This is a genomic window from Erysipelothrix inopinata, assembly GCF_014396165.1.
GTDB lineage: Bacteria > Bacillota_I > Bacilli_A > Erysipelotrichales > Erysipelotrichaceae > Erysipelothrix > Erysipelothrix inopinata.
The window spans coordinates 1,160,792-1,180,147 of record NZ_CP060715.1 but is presented as its reverse complement, the minus strand read 5'-3'; the positions used below and the strand labels follow the sequence as shown (position 1 = coordinate 1,180,147).

General features: G+C 33.2%; 18 protein-coding genes and 1 pseudogene. 3 read left to right on the top strand and 16 right to left on the bottom strand.

Annotated elements, in window-relative coordinates; translation table 11 throughout:
* Positions 1 to 110: 110 nt before the first annotated feature.
* Positions 111 to 1,016 (bottom strand): hypothetical protein, encoded by a 906-nt coding sequence (locus H9L01_RS05665; protein WP_187533014.1) that lies wholly within the window; start codon positions 1,014 to 1,016, stop codon positions 111 to 113.
* A gap of 128 nt (positions 1,017 to 1,144) precedes the next feature.
* A complete protein-coding gene (locus tag H9L01_RS05660; protein WP_187533013.1) occupies positions 1,145 to 1,735 on the bottom strand; it encodes a GNAT family N-acetyltransferase in 591 nt (196 codons plus the stop codon).
* Positions 1,736 to 1,834: 99 nt separating this feature from the next.
* Here H9L01_RS05660 and H9L01_RS05655 point away from each other — a divergent pair, with 99 nt between their 5' ends.
* A complete protein-coding gene (locus H9L01_RS05655; RefSeq protein WP_187533012.1) occupies positions 1,835 to 2,593 on the top strand; it encodes a MerR family transcriptional regulator in 759 nt (252 codons plus the stop codon).
* Here H9L01_RS05655 and H9L01_RS05650 read toward each other — a convergent pair.
* The 3 genes from H9L01_RS05650 to H9L01_RS05640 are packed head-to-tail and all read right to left on the bottom strand — an operon-like array spanning position 2,590 to position 5,379.
* On the bottom strand, positions 2,590 to 3,270 hold the full coding sequence (locus tag H9L01_RS05650) for a Crp/Fnr family transcriptional regulator (RefSeq protein WP_187533011.1): 681 nt from the start codon (positions 3,268 to 3,270) through the stop codon (positions 2,590 to 2,592). The genes H9L01_RS05655 and H9L01_RS05650 overlap by 4 nt on opposite strands.
* Before the next feature lie 22 nt (positions 3,271 to 3,292).
* Positions 3,293 to 5,140 (bottom strand): heavy metal translocating P-type ATPase, encoded by a 1,848-nt coding sequence (locus H9L01_RS05645; protein WP_187533010.1) that lies wholly within the window; start codon positions 5,138 to 5,140, stop codon positions 3,293 to 3,295.
* A gap of 23 nt (positions 5,141 to 5,163) precedes the next feature.
* Entirely contained in the window at positions 5,164 to 5,379 is a 216-nt protein-coding gene (locus tag H9L01_RS05640; protein WP_187533009.1) for a heavy-metal-associated domain-containing protein, read from the bottom strand.
* 156 nt (positions 5,380 to 5,535) lie between these two features.
* Between H9L01_RS05640 and H9L01_RS05635 the strand changes: the two genes are divergently transcribed.
* Positions 5,536 to 6,210, top strand: a complete 675-nt coding sequence (locus tag H9L01_RS05635) for a Pr6Pr family membrane protein (RefSeq protein ID WP_187533008.1) — start codon at positions 5,536 to 5,538, stop codon at positions 6,208 to 6,210.
* 53 nt (positions 6,211 to 6,263) lie between these two features.
* Here the strand turns inward: H9L01_RS05635 and H9L01_RS05630 are convergent, their stop codons facing one another.
* From H9L01_RS05630 to H9L01_RS05580, 10 genes and pseudogenes are all read right to left on the bottom strand, one after another.
* The gene (locus H9L01_RS05630; protein WP_187533007.1) at positions 6,264 to 7,895 is read right to left on the bottom strand and encodes an alpha,alpha-phosphotrehalase; all 1,632 of its coding nucleotides are present in this window, start codon (positions 7,893 to 7,895) and stop codon (positions 6,264 to 6,266) included.
* A 9-nt stretch (positions 7,896 to 7,904) separates the two neighbouring features.
* A complete protein-coding gene (locus H9L01_RS05625; protein WP_187533006.1) occupies positions 7,905 to 9,773 on the bottom strand; it encodes a helix-turn-helix domain-containing protein in 1,869 nt (622 codons plus the stop codon).
* A 92-nt stretch (positions 9,774 to 9,865) separates the two neighbouring features.
* Positions 9,866 to 10,894, bottom strand: a complete 1,029-nt coding sequence (locus H9L01_RS05620) for a tyrosine-protein phosphatase (RefSeq protein ID WP_187533005.1) — start codon at positions 10,892 to 10,894, stop codon at positions 9,866 to 9,868.
* A gap of 9 nt (positions 10,895 to 10,903) precedes the next feature.
* Positions 10,904 to 11,391, bottom strand: a pseudogene (locus H9L01_RS10930) (PTS sugar transporter subunit IIB).
* Positions 11,366 to 11,806, bottom strand: coding sequence for a PTS sugar transporter subunit IIA (locus H9L01_RS05605; RefSeq protein WP_187533002.1), 441 nt, complete (start codon positions 11,804 to 11,806; stop codon positions 11,366 to 11,368). Before H9L01_RS05605 ends, H9L01_RS10930 begins: the two are co-directional and overlap by 26 nt.
* Positions 11,806 to 12,636, bottom strand: a complete 831-nt coding sequence (locus H9L01_RS05600) for a PTS system mannose/fructose/sorbose family transporter subunit IID (RefSeq protein WP_187533001.1) — start codon at positions 12,634 to 12,636, stop codon at positions 11,806 to 11,808. Before H9L01_RS05600 ends, H9L01_RS05605 begins: the two co-directional genes overlap by 1 nt.
* Positions 12,636 to 13,436 (bottom strand): PTS mannose/fructose/sorbose/N-acetylgalactosamine transporter subunit IIC, encoded by an 801-nt coding sequence (locus H9L01_RS05595; protein WP_187533000.1) that lies wholly within the window; start codon positions 13,434 to 13,436, stop codon positions 12,636 to 12,638. The genes H9L01_RS05600 and H9L01_RS05595 overlap by 1 nt, the downstream gene beginning before the upstream one ends.
* 548 nt (positions 13,437 to 13,984) lie before the next feature.
* Positions 13,985 to 15,430, bottom strand: a complete 1,446-nt coding sequence (locus H9L01_RS05590) for an LPXTG cell wall anchor domain-containing protein (RefSeq protein ID WP_187532999.1) — start codon at positions 15,428 to 15,430, stop codon at positions 13,985 to 13,987.
* Between the two features lie 145 nt (positions 15,431 to 15,575).
* Positions 15,576 to 16,574 (bottom strand): D-2-hydroxyacid dehydrogenase, encoded by a 999-nt coding sequence (locus H9L01_RS05585; protein WP_187532998.1) that lies wholly within the window; start codon positions 16,572 to 16,574, stop codon positions 15,576 to 15,578.
* A gap of 10 nt (positions 16,575 to 16,584) precedes the next feature.
* A complete protein-coding gene (locus tag H9L01_RS05580; protein ID WP_187532997.1) occupies positions 16,585 to 17,649 on the bottom strand; it encodes a PTS sugar transporter subunit IIC in 1,065 nt (354 codons plus the stop codon).
* 216 nt (positions 17,650 to 17,865) lie between these two features.
* On the opposite strand from H9L01_RS05580, the gene H9L01_RS05575 reads away from it, so the two are divergent.
* On the top strand, positions 17,866 to 18,630 hold the full coding sequence (locus tag H9L01_RS05575) for an IclR family transcriptional regulator (protein WP_187532996.1): 765 nt from the start codon (positions 17,866 to 17,868) through the stop codon (positions 18,628 to 18,630).
* A 44-nt stretch (positions 18,631 to 18,674) separates the two neighbouring features.
* On the opposite strand, the gene H9L01_RS05570 is transcribed toward H9L01_RS05575, so the two are convergent.
* Positions 18,675 to 19,232, bottom strand: coding sequence for a VanZ family protein (locus H9L01_RS05570; RefSeq protein ID WP_246448926.1), 558 nt, complete (start codon positions 19,230 to 19,232; stop codon positions 18,675 to 18,677).
* Positions 19,233 to 19,356: the final 124 nt, after the last annotated feature.

Below are 19,356 nucleotides of genomic sequence, written 5' to 3'. Positions count from 1 at the left end.
ACTATAATTTATGCCTGTGTATTCTATGCAATATGGACTCTATGTTTAACATAAATCTAATGCCAAACAAAAAGGTATTCGCTTGAATACCTTTTTTTGATGTCTTTTGATTACTGGTTTATGACTGAGAGAACCGTAATTAAGAATAATGTAGCACTTATGTACATCACTACTTTTGCGATTTTCAGAATATAATATAACAATGCTTCAGAACTTTTTTCTGAATTTTTCATCTCGTTTTGATATCGATATTTAAAAATCGACTGATTTGATGTTTGTTTAGCAAGTGACGATTGCTTTCTTACGCTTGCTTGGTCACGAATTTCAGAGAGTTGTCTCAACAATGCCTCATTTTTCCAGTCTAAACTTTGAGAATATTTTTCAATTTGAGGTACAATAACACTAGCTCGAAATGAATATGGAATTTGATAAAAATCTACTTGTCTTAGATAGTTAAGGATCATACTTACATAGTCTTCATCCTTTTGAATATCCAACAGTCTCAGCTCGTAAAGTAAAACGACCCATACTTCCTGTTCTATATAGCCTCTTCGTTCACAATTTTGAATCGCATGACTGATTCTTGAGTTCAGATCGACGCTCGTATCTGATTGATTGGATTCAGTCAGAGAAGTTCTATCCTTGTCATCGCCACTACGACCTACTATCTTTTTTGATTTTTCCTTTAATCCATTAAAGTTATTATCAAATATACTCGGATCTTTAACTACAAAAGCAGTATGGAATCTTTTTTTCTCTTTTGATTCCAAAATTTCTTCTTTTTGTTCCTGGGGTTCTACCCTTATTTCAATATTATCCTCTATAACTTTTTGGGGAACACTTTTATCAATACCCGAGTACTTGGCATTTCTAATTCCAGCTTTGTACGCCTTTTTAATGTTTGTCATTAACACATCATCACTATAAATATTTTTTTGGCTGACTAATTTAACATAAGCGTGTTGAATTACATTCTCATCCTCAGTGTATTCTATTTTTAATATTTCCCACCACATAGTTCTACCTCTTCTTTTAATTTGATTATAACATTCATTGCAAGATTATATATGAAATCTATGTGGAACTATATTTCAACAGATGAAAAACAGCGCTAAATATAATTTAACTCTTGCATTTACCTACGTTATTCTAATATCTGGTGCATCCGATAAACTCCTTTATCAGATAAATAAATATTCACTTCTTCAACAATTTTGAATCCAAGCTTTTTATAGAATCGTTGTACACGAGGTTTTTCGATTGAAGCATCCAAATAAACATTTCTCTCACCAATAACTCGTAAGTATTCGAGTGCAACATTAATCATAGTACTTCCATAACTATTCCCTCTATATTCTTGTTTAATACAGACGTTTTGTATATAAACGCCATCAAGTTTTGATAAATTAGTAATTGGATCCATTAGAATTGCACTTCCTATAAATTGGATAGATTGGAAAAAGCCCATCTGTTTCGTATAACTTTTAGGCGAGTCAGAATGCATCCTATCAACTGAGTACATTAATACAATGCCGACCATCTTAGAATCAACTTCATACACGTAAATGTTTTTATATGAGAAAGAGTTATCATCGTTACGGATTAATTGACAGAGTGTCGTCAAAGCAGTTACCTTTCTACCAAATAACATTCCAAATAAGGATTCATCAGATTCATAAATTAGGTTTGCTATATCAAATACATTATCGCTTTTTAGGTTCATTTTTCTTAACATATGTACTACCTCCATAAAAATAATATGCTCAAGGGTAACCCTCGAGTCAAGAGTATATGATTATTTATCAAAATCTCTTATAATACCTTTAGAAAAGAGGTGATCCCTATCGCAAAATTACTAACCATTTCTGAATTTCAAAAATTAGTGGAGACTACTCGTGAAACTTTATTGCATTACGATGAGATAGGGCTCTTTAAGCCTGTTAAACGCGCAAATAATGGCTACCGATATTACTCAGTCAATCAAGTTCAAGACTTTTTATACATCAAAGCTTTAAGAGATATGCAACTCCCTCTTCAAGCAATTGCTGAAATTAGGAATGGCAAGACAGACTCGCTTTTCGATTTGAAAAATTCTATTGACGCTTCGATTTTTGCACTAGAAACGACCAAAGCAATGATCGAGGCAAGAGAATTCTTCAATCAACTACAGAGTGAGCTTCCGAAGCAAGTTTTTATACTAGACTACAAACTTCCAGTGCTTGAACTTGTTCGCAAATCGTATAGCGATGATGAGCAAATGTACGAAATGTTGAGAAACATGGAAAAAGAAACAACAGCTTCTTTCAAAGTTTTAACTTGGATATTAGGTTTTGCACTTAATACTACAAGTAATGAACAAGAAGTTTTAATTGTGGAGAAAATTAATACTTCTCCCCAAATGAACTATCATTCTATATATTTAATTGATGGTTCATATGATGTGTTTGAGGAATTAGTGGAAAACTTTTTGGGCAAATTTAAAAACGAGTTTGGTTTCTTACCTCACTCGTTTAAAGTTTTCGATATAAATGATAATTTTCAGTTCGGAAATCACTACAAAACTACTTTTATGTTCGTAGTCGATGAACGCTAACTTTCTAACAAGCGCTCTAAGTTTGATCTGTCTTTGAGATGGATCATTTTTTGTGGTCTTTGTTTGATGATTCCCATATTCTCTAATTCTGTAAGTTTTCGACTGAAGCTTTCTTTACTCATTCCGAGTTGTGATGCGATATCCCCTTTATTCATCGGTAATTTAACCGTGTCTTCTTCATCAAATAATTTGAGAAGCATTTCTGATATTCTTTGGTTGACAGATTTCAGACTAATATCTTCAATTGTTTGTTCCGCTTTTTCAAGACGGCGACTTAGAACATCAAATATTTTAAAAGAGATTGATGGATGTTTCTCAACCATCTTTCTAAACTCATCTGATTGGATAACGCATACTGTTGCAGTTTCAATTACTTCAGCATTTTCATTAAGTTCCATTTCACTGAACAAAGCAAACTCACCTAAAAATTCTCCGGGTCCTAAAACTCGAATTACTTGTTCTTTTCCTGAACTATTAGTTCGGGTAATTTTAATTTTACCTTCATACAAAACATACAAGGCGTGATTAATATCTCCCATTGAATAGATCATTGTTCCTTTTTCAAATCGCTTAGCATGAGCTATATTAACAATTTCCATTAATTCGTCTGCATTCAATCCGTCAAAAATAGGAACTATTTCAACACAGCTCTTTGGTTTATGATTACATGAACTCATTAAATCACCCTCACTTTATACCTTAATTATACTTGTTGTTGTCATACTTTAACAAGCGCATGCCATTGAGAATAACTATCAGAATACTTCCCTCATGAATCAGCATTCCTAATGCCATATTCATCCATTCACTAAAGATAAGACTTATTAATAGGAAAATAACGATTCCTATTGCAATTATAATATTTTCTACCATGTTTCTTGTCACAGCTTTCGATAACCCAAAGGCGTGGGACAACGTTTCAAGTTTTGAATTCATTAGTACAGCATCTGCCGTCTCAATAGCTATATCACTTCCTAGTCCCATGGCAATTCCAATATCTGCTAACGCTAGAGAAGGGCTATCATTGATACCATCGCCAATAAATACAACATTATATCCTTCATTCTGATATTTCTTAACGATATCTGATTTTTCATTTGGTAATAATTCAGCAATACTCTCATCGATTCCTAATTCTTCTTGAACAGCTGTGACAGCTCTTTGATGATCTCCGGATAGAATGACAGTCTTTGCAACACCTAACTTATGTAATGCTCGAATTTGTTTCTTACTTTCTGTTCTTATTGTATCTTTCAAGCCAAACAAGGCTACGATACTTTCATTAACAGAGGCCAATACAATAGAGCATCCTTCTTCTCGAAAGGCTTTAATATCATCCAAGATATGATTAGGAATTTCATAATTAGACGCTATCAAACTTTGGTTACCGACGAGTATTCGCTCACCATCAATGTTTCCTTCAAATCCACGACCCGCATGTGAAATCGTATCAACATTCATTAAGGGCTTACTTAAACCAATCTCATTAACGATTGCTTGCGCTAAGGGGTGTGTTGATTGTGATTCAATCATAGCAATGTATTCTCTATATTTTGGAGTATCGATATAATAAATATTTCTGTCTACAAATGGTTTTCCGGTAGTTAAGGTCCCTGTTTTGTCAAAAATAACAACATCAGCTTTCGATAATCTGGTAAAAACTTCGCTTCCTTTTACAAGAACGCCATGTTTCGCAGCGTTTCCAATTCCTGACACACTTGATACAGGAACGCCTATAACTAAAGCACCAGGACAGCCCAATACTAGTATCGTCACAGCAAGTTCTAAATTTCTAGTAATGATACCTACAAGAAGTGAAATTGCCAGTACTGTCGGTGTATAGTACTTTGAGAAACGATCAATAAAACGTTCAACTTCTGACTTAGAATCCTGAGCATCTATAACCATTTCGATAACTTTTCCAAAAACTGTATCATCTCCAACTTGCGTTGCTTTCATTTGAATCGTTCCATCAATTGCAAGTGTTCCAGCAAATACGCGAGAATCCACCTCTTTATAGTGTGGTATCGATTCCCCTGTGATGCTCGATTCATCAACATGAGTATCGCCTTGAATAATGATTCCATCAACAGGTATCATTGAACCCGTTTTAACAAGTAATTGATCTCCAACTTTAACATCTTCAATACTCACTTCTTCAACATTTCCATCAAAATATCGTAGCGCGGTCTTTGGACTCATTAACAACAATTCTTCAATCGCAGACCGTGCTTTTTTTAATGTCTTTTTTTCGAGATAATCACCAAATAGGAAGAGGAACGGTACTATCGCAGCTTCTTCATAATTTTGTATGATTAATGCCGCAATTACGGCAATAGAAACCAATACATCAATACTCACAACTCTGACTTTAAGTGCCTGGATGGCTTGTATAAAGATGGGTGTAATTGCTATGATTGCGGCTAAGCCCATAAAGAGTTCAAATCCTGATTTTGATTTAAAAATAACTTTAGATGTAAACCCAAGAATAATTAGAATAAAAGATCCAATCATAATGTGAGTCTTCCTTTGGTTTATTTTTTGCATACTATCCTCCACCTACTTTGACTTTATTTTTCAGAAATAACTTTGTATCCAATTTTCTCAATACTATTCTTAATCTCATCTGAAGTAAGTTTTGTTTCATCAAAATCTACTTTCACTCGGGAACTGTTGAATAATACCTCTGATTCTTCGATACCATCTAATCTTTTAAGCGCTCCCTCAATCTTCATAATGCAACTTGGGCATGAAATTGTTTCCATTTGAAATGTCTTTTTAGTCATAATGATGACCTCCTTATGGTTATAGTTTAGCAAGCATAATCGAATAAGTATTTGACCTAGGTCAAAAATGGCCCATAAATATAAAGGTAATTAATTTGACATTCAAAGTATTTCCCCATATACTTCATAAGTAATAAATTATTGAAGGGATGTACTATGAAAAAAAACGTATCTAATACTAACTTAATATATATAATAGTTTATCTATTAATTGCGGCTATCGGTCTCAATAACTCACTTGGAATTTCTGCTGGAAACTTTAAACCCCCTATCTTTTACACTTCAGTAAGTGGTCTCATTTGCTTTATATATTTCTTAATTGCTGCCATTCGCGGGATCTACTTTACAATAAAAAAAGAATCATTTCCTGATTCGTTATTTTTATTTCCACGAGCAAAGGGTGCAGTAACTCTTTGCATTACAGTTACTTTTCTAATCTATCATTTTATCGTCTACGATGGACCTTTTTACACAATTGATGCTGATATCTTCAATCTTATCACTCACTATATTGTTCCTATAATGGTTATCGCTCACTGGTTAATTTTTGATAAAAAAGGAATTTACAAACCGATCGATCCTATCTTATGGACAGGTATTCCTCTTATTTATTTTACTTGGGCAAATATTGTAGCATTGCAGCATACAGAAATACCTTACTGGGATGGAGATTTCTATCCATATGGATTTATGGACTTAACACTTCATTCTCCATTGAAGGTGTTCACGACCATCATTATTCTTCTCGTATTTTTTATAGCACTAGGATATGGTATCTATGGTCTAGATTCTAAGCTAGAGAAAAATAAACCACTTCAATTAAAGAAATGATTAAAAAGGCTAAATACTAGCCTTTTTAACTTTAATTTAGTCGAATAAAAAGATTAATTACAGTGATTCTTTTTTAACACCAAGGTCATAAATGGCAGCAATTGGCTTATATTTGACAAGGTATTTGTTTCATAGTTACTGATTACTACTTCAAATTCTGAAACATCTGAATTATAATTTTCAATTTCTTTTGAGAAACTGGTAATGACACGATACGTCTCATTTTCTAGTATTCTTTCATAGACAAATACATTGGGATTTTCAAGTTCCAAAAATTTGATATCCCCTTCTTGGATTACTTTAGAACATTTTCGAAAAGCAATAATCTTTTTATAGTATGCTAAGATTGAATTTTGATCATGAATTGATTCTTTTACAGACACCGCATGCTCAGATAATGTATAGTCAAGCCATGGCATATTAGAACTAAATCCTTTGCGAGATGTTTTGTCCCATATCATCGGTGTACGTCCATTATCGCGAGATCTCTGATTTAGAATCTCTAACATATTCTCTTTCGATTTCACATAGGAATTGCTACTAATATAATTCAATGATTCTACATCCTTAAACATATCTAGTTTATTATAGTGGGCATTTGGCAGCCCAATTTCTTCTCCTTGATAAATAAATGGTGTTCCCTTCATCAAAAATAGTGCTGTTGCGATTGCCTTTGATGATTCACTATGGTATTTTTGACTCCCAAATCGTGATACTGATCGCGGTTGATCATGATTATTTAGAAATAGGGCATTCCATCCAGAATTTATATTTAAGTCAATTTGCCATGTGCGCCACATATCAAATAATTTCTTAGGTTCAAATGCATCTAATTCCCATTTTTGGCCGTCTTTATAATCAACCTTAAGGTGGTGAAAGCTAAATATCATTGATAGTTCTGTATGTTCAGAATTTGAATATAATGCACAGTCCTTGAGATTTGTAGAAGACATTTCCCCAACAGTTACGATGTCGGAATACTTTCCAAATGTTTCTTTATTTAGTTCTCTAAGGTATTCATGTATCTTAGGACCATCGGTATAAAATCTTCGTCCATCTCCTTCATAATCATCCTCAAAAATTTCTGGTTTAGAGATGAGGTTTACAACATCAAATCGAAAACCACGAACTCCTTTACTAATCCAAAAGTTAACAATATCGTATAATTCTTGCCTTACATTTGGGTTTTCCCAGTTTAAATCAGCTTGGGTTACATCGAAAAGATGAAGATAGTACTGGTTCATAGATTCTACATATTCCCAGCAACTTCCACCAAATTTTGATTTCCAATTTGTTTTATGGTCAGAAAAAATATAATAGTCTTTGTACTTTTTATTTCCATTGATTGCTTCTTTAAACCAATAATGATCAGTAGATGTATGATTAAAAACCATATCTAGCATTATCTCAATATTACGTTTTTTGGCCTCTAATACCAGCCTATCAAAATCTTCCATTGATCCAAATAAGGGATTAATATTGCGATAATCAGCAACATCGTAACCGTTATCTTTCATGGGAGATATAAAAACTGGAGTCAACCAGATCATATCTACTCCGAGATCTTGAATGTAATCTAATCGTTGAATAATTCCATTTATATCACCAATTCCATCTCCATTTGAATCTTGAAAAGACTTTGGGTATATTTGGTAAATCGTTATATTTTCTTTTTTAATTGTCATAGTTTTCCTTTATTTACTTACGATAGAAATTTCACCACTTTGAATTCGGCGAACAATTGAATCAGATTGTTTAATAATTGTTAGTTTATTAAAGACAGGCAAGATCATAATATGGACATAATGGCTCATATTTTTTTCGTCAACGATAATATATTTAAGATTCAGCTTTTCTTCAACTCTCGCATCAAACATGAGTAATAACGTTTCATGGTTGGTTGTGTTACTAAATGCATATTTTACCATTAATTTAATGTAGTCAAGTTCCGTATATAAATTAAGATCCATTAGTGATTCAAATAGTATTTTTGAAAGCACATTATTCTTCAATTCTTTTACTTTTTCAATACAAGCAACTTGATATCTATCTTCTAAAAATTGTTGACTTCTTTGTTTGATAGCTAATTGCTCCCATACCTTTTTCTTCGACTCTGCTTCAACCAGATATGGAATTTCAAATACTTTGTCTTGTTCAGCTCCTAAAGTTACAAGCTGATCTCCTATATTAAAGATATAGTCAAACTGCTTTAAGTCTTGTGTAAATATTTCTGATGGGGAAATAATTGTGTAACTTACGTTATACTTATCCAAAGCAAGCTTTTCTATTACTGAATTCACAGCGAGATTGTTAAATCTATTAATTAACAATGCAGATGTTTTTTCATAATGATTTGGGACCTTTAATATAACGTTATAGAGTGCAAAAATTAGATCGGAAATGATTGAATCTCCTGAATTAGGATAGAGTTGATATATTATTGATAGAGCCAATGCTTTCGATCCTGGAAAGGACTGTATCATATCTAGTGCTTGATTTGATGCATGGTATCTTTTAATTTGATAACGTGTATTCATTGTAATCCTAATAATTGTTGAAATAACAATATCTTCAATTTGCTGGTTTCCAATTAATGAAACACCTGTTTGATCATATACTTGTTTATCTAAATACTTCAAGATGACATGGCAATCTGTAGAAAACTTTTCTGTAATAAGTTTTTCTTTTCCAAGACTTATATCATGATACATAAGGATAAAAATAAGTAGATACAAAACTTCTTGCTCAGTACTTATAATTGTCTCCAGACTTTCATTTTCATGAATGAAACGAATCACTTCATCATGATAAATTGGATTAATCCAATTGCATTCAAAAGAGTCATCTTCGACATCTTTTAAAAATTCAATTATTGGAATAACACGATTAATCATTTGAAATCCATCTTCATTGAGATTAAGATGCAATTCTTTATTCATAGCATGAACTATACGATGCTTATTGCTGACTTGGTGGACACTTTGTTCAAAATACTTTTTAGTCATAGATTCAAAGAAGAGATTATCTTGTTCAGAATATAAATCACAATAATCTAATAAACAAGCAATTCTAGATATTTTCGGTCCTCTCACTTGCATTCCATAATAAGGTGTTGAGTCAATGTAAAGATCATACTTCACAAATATTTGCCTAATTTGCCGTAAAGAGGCAGTTAATGTCGAGTTCGAGATTGCAAACTGTTCGATCAAGTTTTCAGACCGTACATAACCTTCGTCTCGTAGCAGATACCAAATCATATCCAGAATTCTCGTATTCACTTTTTGAAGGTGAGGAATGTCACTAAGAGTATTAATTTCATTTCGAAGTTGTTGTTTTTGTGAGCAACCTATTTCTCCTTCATATGTAATTGAAATGATATTTGATTGATTATTAATTGTTATCGCACGATGAATGGAATGAAAATAATGATTAATATTGTTTATTTCTTTTTGAATTGTTTTAGACGATAAATCTAATTTTTCTTCAAGTTGCTTTAAGCTTACTTCTTCATCTTTAAGAACACAAGAAAGTAAATTGACATTCCGTTCATTGATTTCTAACATCCTCACACCTCCTCTTTTTTAATAGTATATCATACAAGTATATTTACAAATTTCATTTTAAAAGCCCTACGTTTCTTCGTAGAGCTTAAATATTATTCTAAGAAATTACTACGAATTTTCGTCACTTCTTCGAATGTTAATCCAAGTTCGTTCAGAACATAGCTTTCAAATCCACCATAGTGGGTCATAATTTCGTTTATAGATGCAATGATAAAGTCATCCACAGCTGCAAAAATACCATAGAGTGTATTAGCCGTTGAAATGTCTTTAGTAATTCCATAAAACTTATTCCAATAAGCAATATTCTTATTCTTACGAGCCGTATTAGTCAAAATATAGTCGTAGACCATATATTCAACAGGTACTCCCAGAAGCCCTTCAATGAGCATCAATGCATATCCTGTTCTGTCTTTTCCTCCACGGCAATGAATGTAATAATTATCTTTTGGATTGTTCGCTATTTCATGAAGCATTGTTCCAAATACTTTTTTGCAGTGTTCATCATTTACAAATGTTATTTGTTGCTTACTCATTTCGTCATGATAGCGTTTTAAAGTTTCAGAGTTTTGATTTTTTGTTGGTTTACTATTTCCGTCCATTAATGCGGCTGACAATTCAGCGGCATGTGCTTTAGGATCTAAATGGAGCGTTCGTGTGGCTTTACCAATTGATTTATTAGGATATTCAAGCAATTCTGCATCACTTCTAAGATCAATGATTGTATCAATTTTTAAGCCCTCTACAAATTCAAGGCCTGAATCATCAAGATTAAATAGATGATCTCCTCTATACAAACGTCCCCATTGTACAGTTTTATTATCCATTGCGGGATACCCACCAATATCTCTAAAGTTAAACATTCCGTCAACTTTTAAAATTCTATCAGCAAAAATGCGGTAATCATCACCATTTTGCCAAGCATAATAACTACGCTTAGATTCCTGTTTATTTGTATCAAAAACTAGTCTCATTTCCCGAGATACTTCAACTAGTTGATCCATATCTTCAGGATTATTACTATTTAAATAGAATACCTTGTATTCTTCTTCCACTTCTTGACTCAAACAAAGAATACTTTTATCATCATCTAAATGGAAACTTTCAACTAATTGTTTATTCATTTTAATCACCTATATATTCTGTTTAGCTTTTTCTAAAATTGGGAGTAGTGGTGTTGGACTATCGTACGCAGCGATTTGGTAGTCAACTTTCACATTTTTTTCTAATAGTTCTTTAAGTGCGCTGTACTCTTCGTCTGAAAAGCAGAGCTCAGGCGAGTATTGAACACGATTATCGCGTGCTCTCATTCCGCCAAAGTTAACATAATCTAGTGTCACGCCCCCTCAAGTAATCGCAGCACATCTAGAGTGCTTTCAACAATCACAAACGTAGAACGTTTAATAGGTTGCGCATTAAAGATACTAATAAACTTATCGACTCCAAAGACGTGTACCTTTAGGTCTGGTGCTGCCATTTGTAATACTTTTACTTGAACGGGATTTGCCGCTGCCTTATCTGAAATACAAATTACCTGTTCTGCATTAATATGTCTTAACCATGATGTTGCTACTTGACCATGAATTAATCGGTCATCAATACGAATCCATTTGATTGCCATCTTCTTCAACCCTCCTTAGTATTTCTGTTACATCTACAATTGTTCTATCTTTAAATTCGTCAATCTTATTCTTCAATACTTCAATGGAATCACTCTCTTGTAGTACAATTTCTAAAAGCATCGGTAAATTAAATCCTGCATAAACGAGTACTGATTCATCTTCAATCGCAACTTGTGTGGCTACATTTGCAGGAGTACCGCCATATATATCTGTAAGAATTAACACACCTTTAGTTCTGTTTAGTTTTGAAATTTGATTGTTCATCTTTAAGATTGCATCATCATATGATTCTCCAGGTAGTACTGAAACTACTTCACAGTTTTCTGGTTTATTTCCAGTGATCATTCCTACCGTTTCAAAGGCTTCCTTAGAAAACAAACCATGACTTGCTAAAATAATACCAATATTCTTCATTAGACAATAATACCTCCAAGTGCTAATAGTGTACCTACTACTAGAATACCCAAAATAACGAATACTAGATATTTACGTGGTAATTTTTTATTGAGTTGATAAAGAAGAACTGTTATGAGCAGTGGAAATAATTTTGGTAACACACCATCTGCAAGTTGTTGTAAGTTTACAACTGTCTCTCCAACGATTAATTCATATCCAAGTTTAAATTTAACACTATTACTTATTAGTGCTCCCATCACAATAACCCCAACCATCGTAGCAAAGTTAATGATATTCTTCATAACGCGTGCTTGTTGCCCACTTGAGATGTATTCCATTCCTTTACTATATCCTTTTTGGACGCCAAGATATTTAATACCCATATTGATACCATTGTAAATTACAAACATTAGGATTACACCAATAAATTGACCATTAATAGCGTAAGCAGCACCGATACTACCAGCAATAGCTTGGATTGTTAGTTTGAAAACTGAATCGCCGATTCCTGCTAACGGTCCCATCATCCCAGTCTTAACTGCAACAACAGCTTCTTTCTCTTCCTCACTACTTGTTTCTTCAAGAGCTGAAGAAATACCTAGAATAATTCCCGTTGCAGTACTCTGTGATAAGAAATATTCCAAATGACGCTCCATAGCCTTGACACGCAACTCTTTGGGTTGGTCATCGTATAGTTTTTTTAGAACTGGCGTCATGGCTGTTGCAAATCCTATTGCCTGTGATGTCGTACTATTATAAGTGATACCTGTTCCAAAAATTTGTAATCTCCAATATACTTTATCAAGATCCTTTTTAGTAATTTTGTTTGTACTTGCTTCGCTACTCATTATAGATCATACTCCTCCTGTACCTCTTGGTTGCCTTCACTTACCACAACCATTTTTTGTTCATCCATGCGGTCTCTTAATTCCATGAACCACATATACAATGTTGCAATTGATAACGAAATTAATGTAACACCCAAGATACTTAACTCTAAATTAGCATTCAGAATAAATCCTAAGAACAAGAATGCCCACATTCCTTTCTTCATAATTATTGTCATCAAAATTGACAGACCAATTGCAGGTAAAATCGCTGATGCTGTATTTAAGGCATTTAAAACATCAGTTGGGACTTTAAGTAATAATTGATCTACGATTCCATTCCCAAAATAAATGATTAGGAATACAGGGATTGCTCTAAATAAGAAGAACAATACGATTGCAGCAATATTAATTTGAATTAATGAATTAAAATTACCGGTTTTTGCAAGTCTATCTGCCCATGTATTGAAAAACATTGATTTCACTACATTGAGTAGTAGTATGAGTTGTTGACACAGTAAGGATACTGTTGATGCTGTAGCAATTCCTACTGCAATACCTTGTCCAGTTGTTATTGCAAATGTAACCCCGACTATTGTTCCAACAATCATATCCGGTGTTTGATACCCAGCCATATTGCCAAGTCCCATCCACATTAGCTCAAGTGTTGCAGAAACAATTAGTGCGGTATTTAAATCTCCCAAAATAATCCCTACAACTGGCCCAACTAGTAGTGGACGTCTAAATAGTTGAGGGCCCTGATCATCATAGGAACAAAATCCTGCCCATGACGCAAGTAATAAAGCGGTTATTAATGACATGTTATAACTCCTCCTGATGACTCTAGTATACTTTTACATTTTTTAACTACAAATCATTTTTTTTTTAATATTGAGATATTTAACTACTAGTATATATTTTCCGAATAGCGAGAATAAATGTAAGATAAAATATTTGTATGATTTGAACTTAGTTTTTCCGATTTTATTTTGCTCAATATTTAAGACCTTTTAAACTTAGATTATCACCCTATAGATTAATACTGGTATCTTTTACCATAGATTGTATAGACTAAACTCAGTTGGAGGAATTATGAAAAACGAAAATAAAATACTTATTGCCAGTATTGGGATATTACCACTAATATTGATACACGGATTTTTAGTCTCTTCACCCTATTCTGTAGTCGACGGATACGGAAGGATAATGATTTTCCGAAGCATTATCGCTAGAAGATTAATCTATTTGTATTTAACCTCATTCATAATCTTTGGATTGTCAATAGTTCAATATTCTAAAAATGAATAAAAGGAAACAGCTTCCTCATTTGGAAGCTGTTTTAGTTTACTATTGGATAATTATTAAATTATTAGTTATTTTTTTTCTTTTTCAACAATAATATTGTTCCAACTGCTATCAATGTAATTGAAGCATATATCATCATATTTGAGACACCTGTGTTTGGTAAAAACGATTGTCCTTTGTTTAGATTTGTATTTGTATCACTTGGAACCACTACGGATTCCGACTCATCTGATTTCTCCGGGATTACTGGATCAATTGGAGTTACAGGTTCGACTGGCTCTACTGGATCAATTGGGTCTACAGGATCTACAGGGTCAACTGGATCAACAGGGTTTACAGGATCTACTGGTTTAACTGGAACCTCAGGATCCTTTGTAGTATTCTTAACGAAAATAACAATTTCCTTAGGTCCTGTTGAAAGTGCTGTATTTTTGAGTTCAAAATTATTTTTGTCAGTTTCAACACCATCAAATTCAACTTTTGAAACTTCATAATCTAATGTATTTGCTGAAATATCATATTTCCCAGAAAATAAACTTAAGTTCATTTGATCTGTGATTTCAGCTTTGTTTACCGGATAGTATTCGCCCCCACTAACACTTAAATTCGCAACTACTGGTAGATTAGTTTTTTCATCCACTACTTTAACATTAACTTCTTGTGTATAAATGTGAGGAATTGATTGCCTTGCTACTAATCGCTTACCTTTAGGTGCATCAACCACATCATTGAAGTTTAGCTCACGAACTCGTTTGAAATCTAACCCCATGTCATCTTCTGTCATTCCTTCTGGAAGTTCAGTTACAACAACATAAAACTCATTGTATGGATTGTCAGAGAACATCATGTCTTGGATATTATGACTTCCTGTTTTTTTAGAAATTCGTGTGTAATTTAGCGATAAAGATTTTGCAATAGATGGATTAGCTTTGATTTCTTCTTCAAATTTTTTGTATAAACCTCGTGTCACAATAGTGAACTCGATGCCTTCGATATCTTCAACGGGTGCATCATCAATTGAAACTTGACCTGATACGTTGAGTCCAAAGAATATTGGATTGTTATAAAATCTAATTTCAGTGTTTTCGGAATATAGTTTTCCTGTAGTTGCATCTTTTCTAATATAGAATGAATTATGAAGGCTCGTTTGATCAACGTAATATTTAGCTAAGTTTAGATTTCCATCCTCATTACGATCCGGAAAACTGATATCAACACGATATTTTCCTTCAGTCAACGCAAAATCATCATTTGTAAATGTATATTTAGAAGTTCTCAAGTCCTTAGCTGGCAATGTTTTCCCACTAAGCACAACTTCGCTACTTTGGTCTTTTTCATTGATACGAGTAACATCAACTATCATATCAGTCTTCAAGTCGTTTACTTGTTGAAAACCGATTTTCAATACTACTTCGTCTAAAGCTAATTCATCAGCTTTTATACTGTATGAACTGATTGGTAAGAATGCTACCAAGGATAGCATCAAGATATTAATAAAATACTTTTTCATTTTATTCTCCCCTACGTTTTCTATAACTTCATATATAATCACTGAATTGAATTTTTATTTCAACAGATATACTCCTTCGCAGAAATATAATTATAATAAGCTGTAAAAAAACAGCCTCTTATATAAGAAGCTGTTTATATTTTATTTAGTTTACTCGGTAACTGGTATCTCCGGTTTCGATTACTGATAATGCTGCATCAAGTGCAAATTGAGTCATATTTTTAATAGAAACATCCGTATAGTAAGCGCAGTGGTGATAGAAAATAATATTAGGATTATTTAAAAGTTCTAAGAACACTTTGTCTTCTATTTCATCATCACTAGAGAAATTGCCTGGCACATAAGGGGCTTCTTTTTCGTAGACATCCAATGCTGCTCCTGCAATTTTTCCAGAATTAACGGCTTCGATTAAGTCAGGAGTATTTACTAATGTTCCACGACCACAGTTAATAAGGTATGCATCATCTTTCATGATTTCAAACATATCTTTATCAAATAAATGATAGTTGCTGTCGAATGCTGGCATATGAAGTGAGACAATATCTGATTGTCTTACAGCTTCTTCAACACTGTCACAATAGGTTAAAATATCTTCAAGTCCTTCTTTTGGATAAGGATCATATCCAATAACTGTTGCACCGAATCCTTTGAATAGTTTTGCAACAAGAACACCGATATGACCAACACCAATTATTGAAACTGTCATATTTTGAATTACACGTGCTCTAATATCAGGTAACCAACGGAAATCACGTTGTGCTACTTTTTCATCTAATAAATGTGATTTACGCACCATTTGTAATGCTAGAAGTAATGTATACTCAGCAATTGATTCAGGTGAGTATGTTGGAACATTAGAAATGATGATTCCATATTTACTTGCTTCTTCTAAGTCAAAGTTTTCATATCCTGCTGTACGTTGTGCTACTTGTTTAATCCCTCTTTTTTGTAATTCAGGATATAGGTTAGAATCAAATTTCCCTACCATAGCAACCGTAATTCCATCGTAACCATTTACAGCATCAACATTTTCCATTGTTAGATAATCCGGTAAACAATCCACAATTACATTGTGTTCCTTTGCCCATGATTCAATAAATGGCATTCTTTCTTCGTTAACGTTAAAACTTAAAATTTTCTTCATCTGTCTCTCCTTAAATTGTTGCTTCAAAATCAGTGTCTTTAATTACTTTTAATCCATCACGTGAGAATTTATAAGTTAATCCACAAACAATGAATGGTATTACCGCATATACAAGCACAAGAATTATGATGTTTAAGATTGCGGAATGTTCAAGGTATCCGTAAGCTACAAGTGGTCCTACAAGTCCAGCAAAACCAAATCCTGCTGATGCTGGTGTTCCTTGAATATTTAAGATTGGAGCAAGTGCTCCCATAATTCCTGAACATATTGCTACAGGAATCATAATTTTAAGGTTCTTGAAGAAGTTAGGCATCATGGCTTTAACACCTCCAAGAATTATAGAGATGGTTATTCCAGCTTCATTTTTTGCTTTATGTGAACCCATTGCCATAAATAATACAACTGCAACGAGGCCTAAGTTTGCTGCACCTGATCCAATACCGTCCAAAGAAATTGCGATTGCAATTGCGACAACTGAAATTGGCGTTAAGATTAAAATTGCAAAGATAACAGCGATAATAACACTCATTACAATAGGTTGAAGTTCTGTAGCTGTTCCAACAATATTACCAATGAGGCGTGTCAAACTGGATACATAAGGAAGTGTTAAATATCCAATGATTCCAGCTCCAGCTCCAACAATTGTAGGGTAAGCAATTGTAACAAAGGCTTTAACTTTATTTTCAATTAAAAATACAAACCAAACTGCAATACCTGAGACTAACATAGCATTAACGGTATCCCCAATACCTACTAGTTGCCACATACCTGCATTATTAATAACGTTACCACTACCTAAGAATGCAGCCGCACCGACTGATAATGAAGGTATTAAATCAAGATTAAATTGACGAGCAACACCAATTCCCACTAAGACTGGCATCAATAATTGAATAATTTGCACAAGTTCATATAATACTCTAAATCCTTCCCAAGTTGGTATCAGGTTCAAGAATATTTGTCCAAATATAGCATTTGGAATTACGGCTACGATAATACCACTGGTCGAGCCATTTACAACTTTCATAATAAATTGCGAGAGGCTTAATTTCTCTCTTTTTACATCCGTACTCATAGTTTCTCCTTTGATGAATTAAACAATTTTGCTAGCGGTTGTTTAATTTCGGAACGTGTTCCACTTTTAAATACTAGCATTCTAATTTAGGTTAAACAACCGGTTTTGTAATATTCGAAAGGCGAAATAAAAGATATTTGAACAAAATTTCACAAAGTATATAATTGCTTGTGAATAAAGTATAATATTGAATGAAAGTAAGAGGTACACCTTCTCATGGCAGATGATTCAACCAAAAATCCTGTTATCGGCAATATCGTTGATGCATTTAGAGTTTTAGATACTATTAATCTCGAACAAGAAATTGGAATTAGCAGTCTTGCCCAAAAACTTGATCTTCCTAAGACTCGTATTTTCAGAATAATGAAATCACTTGAAGAGGTAAAAGCAGTAAAACAACTCGAAAACTCGAACTATTGTCTTGATTATCATATGTTGAAATTTGCAAAAGGTGTCACGATTAAAAATCGAATTATTGATATCGCAGAACCACATATGAAGAAAGCTGTTGAGATTACTGGCGAGAGCATTAACTTGGGAATGGAATATAAAGATGATCTCGTTATTTTACGGAGAATGCATGGTGACTTCTATCAACTACAAACTTCCCTGCGTCCTGTTGGTGATTTATACTGTTCAGGTATGGGAAAACTTTTTCTAGCACAACGAGACGATAACGATCTCAAACGTTACTTTACCAATGTTCCGCAACGTACTGTTAGAACAATCACGACATTCGAAGAATTTAAAGTACAACAAGAAAATATTCTTGCTTCAGGGTTATCTTTTGACGATGAAGAATACGAATACGGACTCTCATGTTACGCAGTACCTATTTTTGATTCAAAAGGTGTTTTACAATATGCAATCAGTATATCTGGGCCTTCTAGCCGCCTTGAATACAAAGGCATCGATTTTTTAATGGATACTCTTAAAGAGTGTGCCTTAGAGATTCAAAAAGATCTGGAACTAACTCAATAAATCTTAAACACGATACTGTTAATATTTATCTACAGAAAAACAAGCTACTTCAAATAGCTTGTTTTGTTTTGATAATAGGTAAATACATTCATTATTCCATAACTGCCAATTAATGCTAATAGGCCGCCTAGAGTGTTAAATATCAAATCATCGATATCACAAATTCTCCAAGTACCTAAATATTTTGACGTAAAATATTGTAGTGTTTCAATCGTCAGTGATGTTAGAAAGACTATCGTTATGGGTTTGAGAAATTTATGATTATTCTTATATTTTAATGCTAAAAATAACCCCATTGGCATAAACATAACCATATTCAAAAAATAATTTCTAAAGATATCTGAAGCTTGGAAACCAACAAACATTGTGAATGGCGTCAGATGAATGTAATTCGTCTGATCTTGGAACTCAAGATTGTACATGATCTTTTCTCGTGATAATGGTAATGGAAGTAGTGTAACATCTATCAACGCACAGATGTATATAAAAAAACATGTATGTACTATTTTATCTCTTAAGGTTAATTTTCTTATCCCTTGCAAGAAATAAACTATATATACAAAAATATATATAACAAACCCCGATTCTATGTCCACAAGCATTTTATCCCCCTATTAATAAATACTTGAACCAATCCTAATTTAACATTTTCTCTATATTAATACTAGGGTATCAGTGAATCGGCTTAATAATATATATTAATGGTTTTAATACGAAAAAGAACGG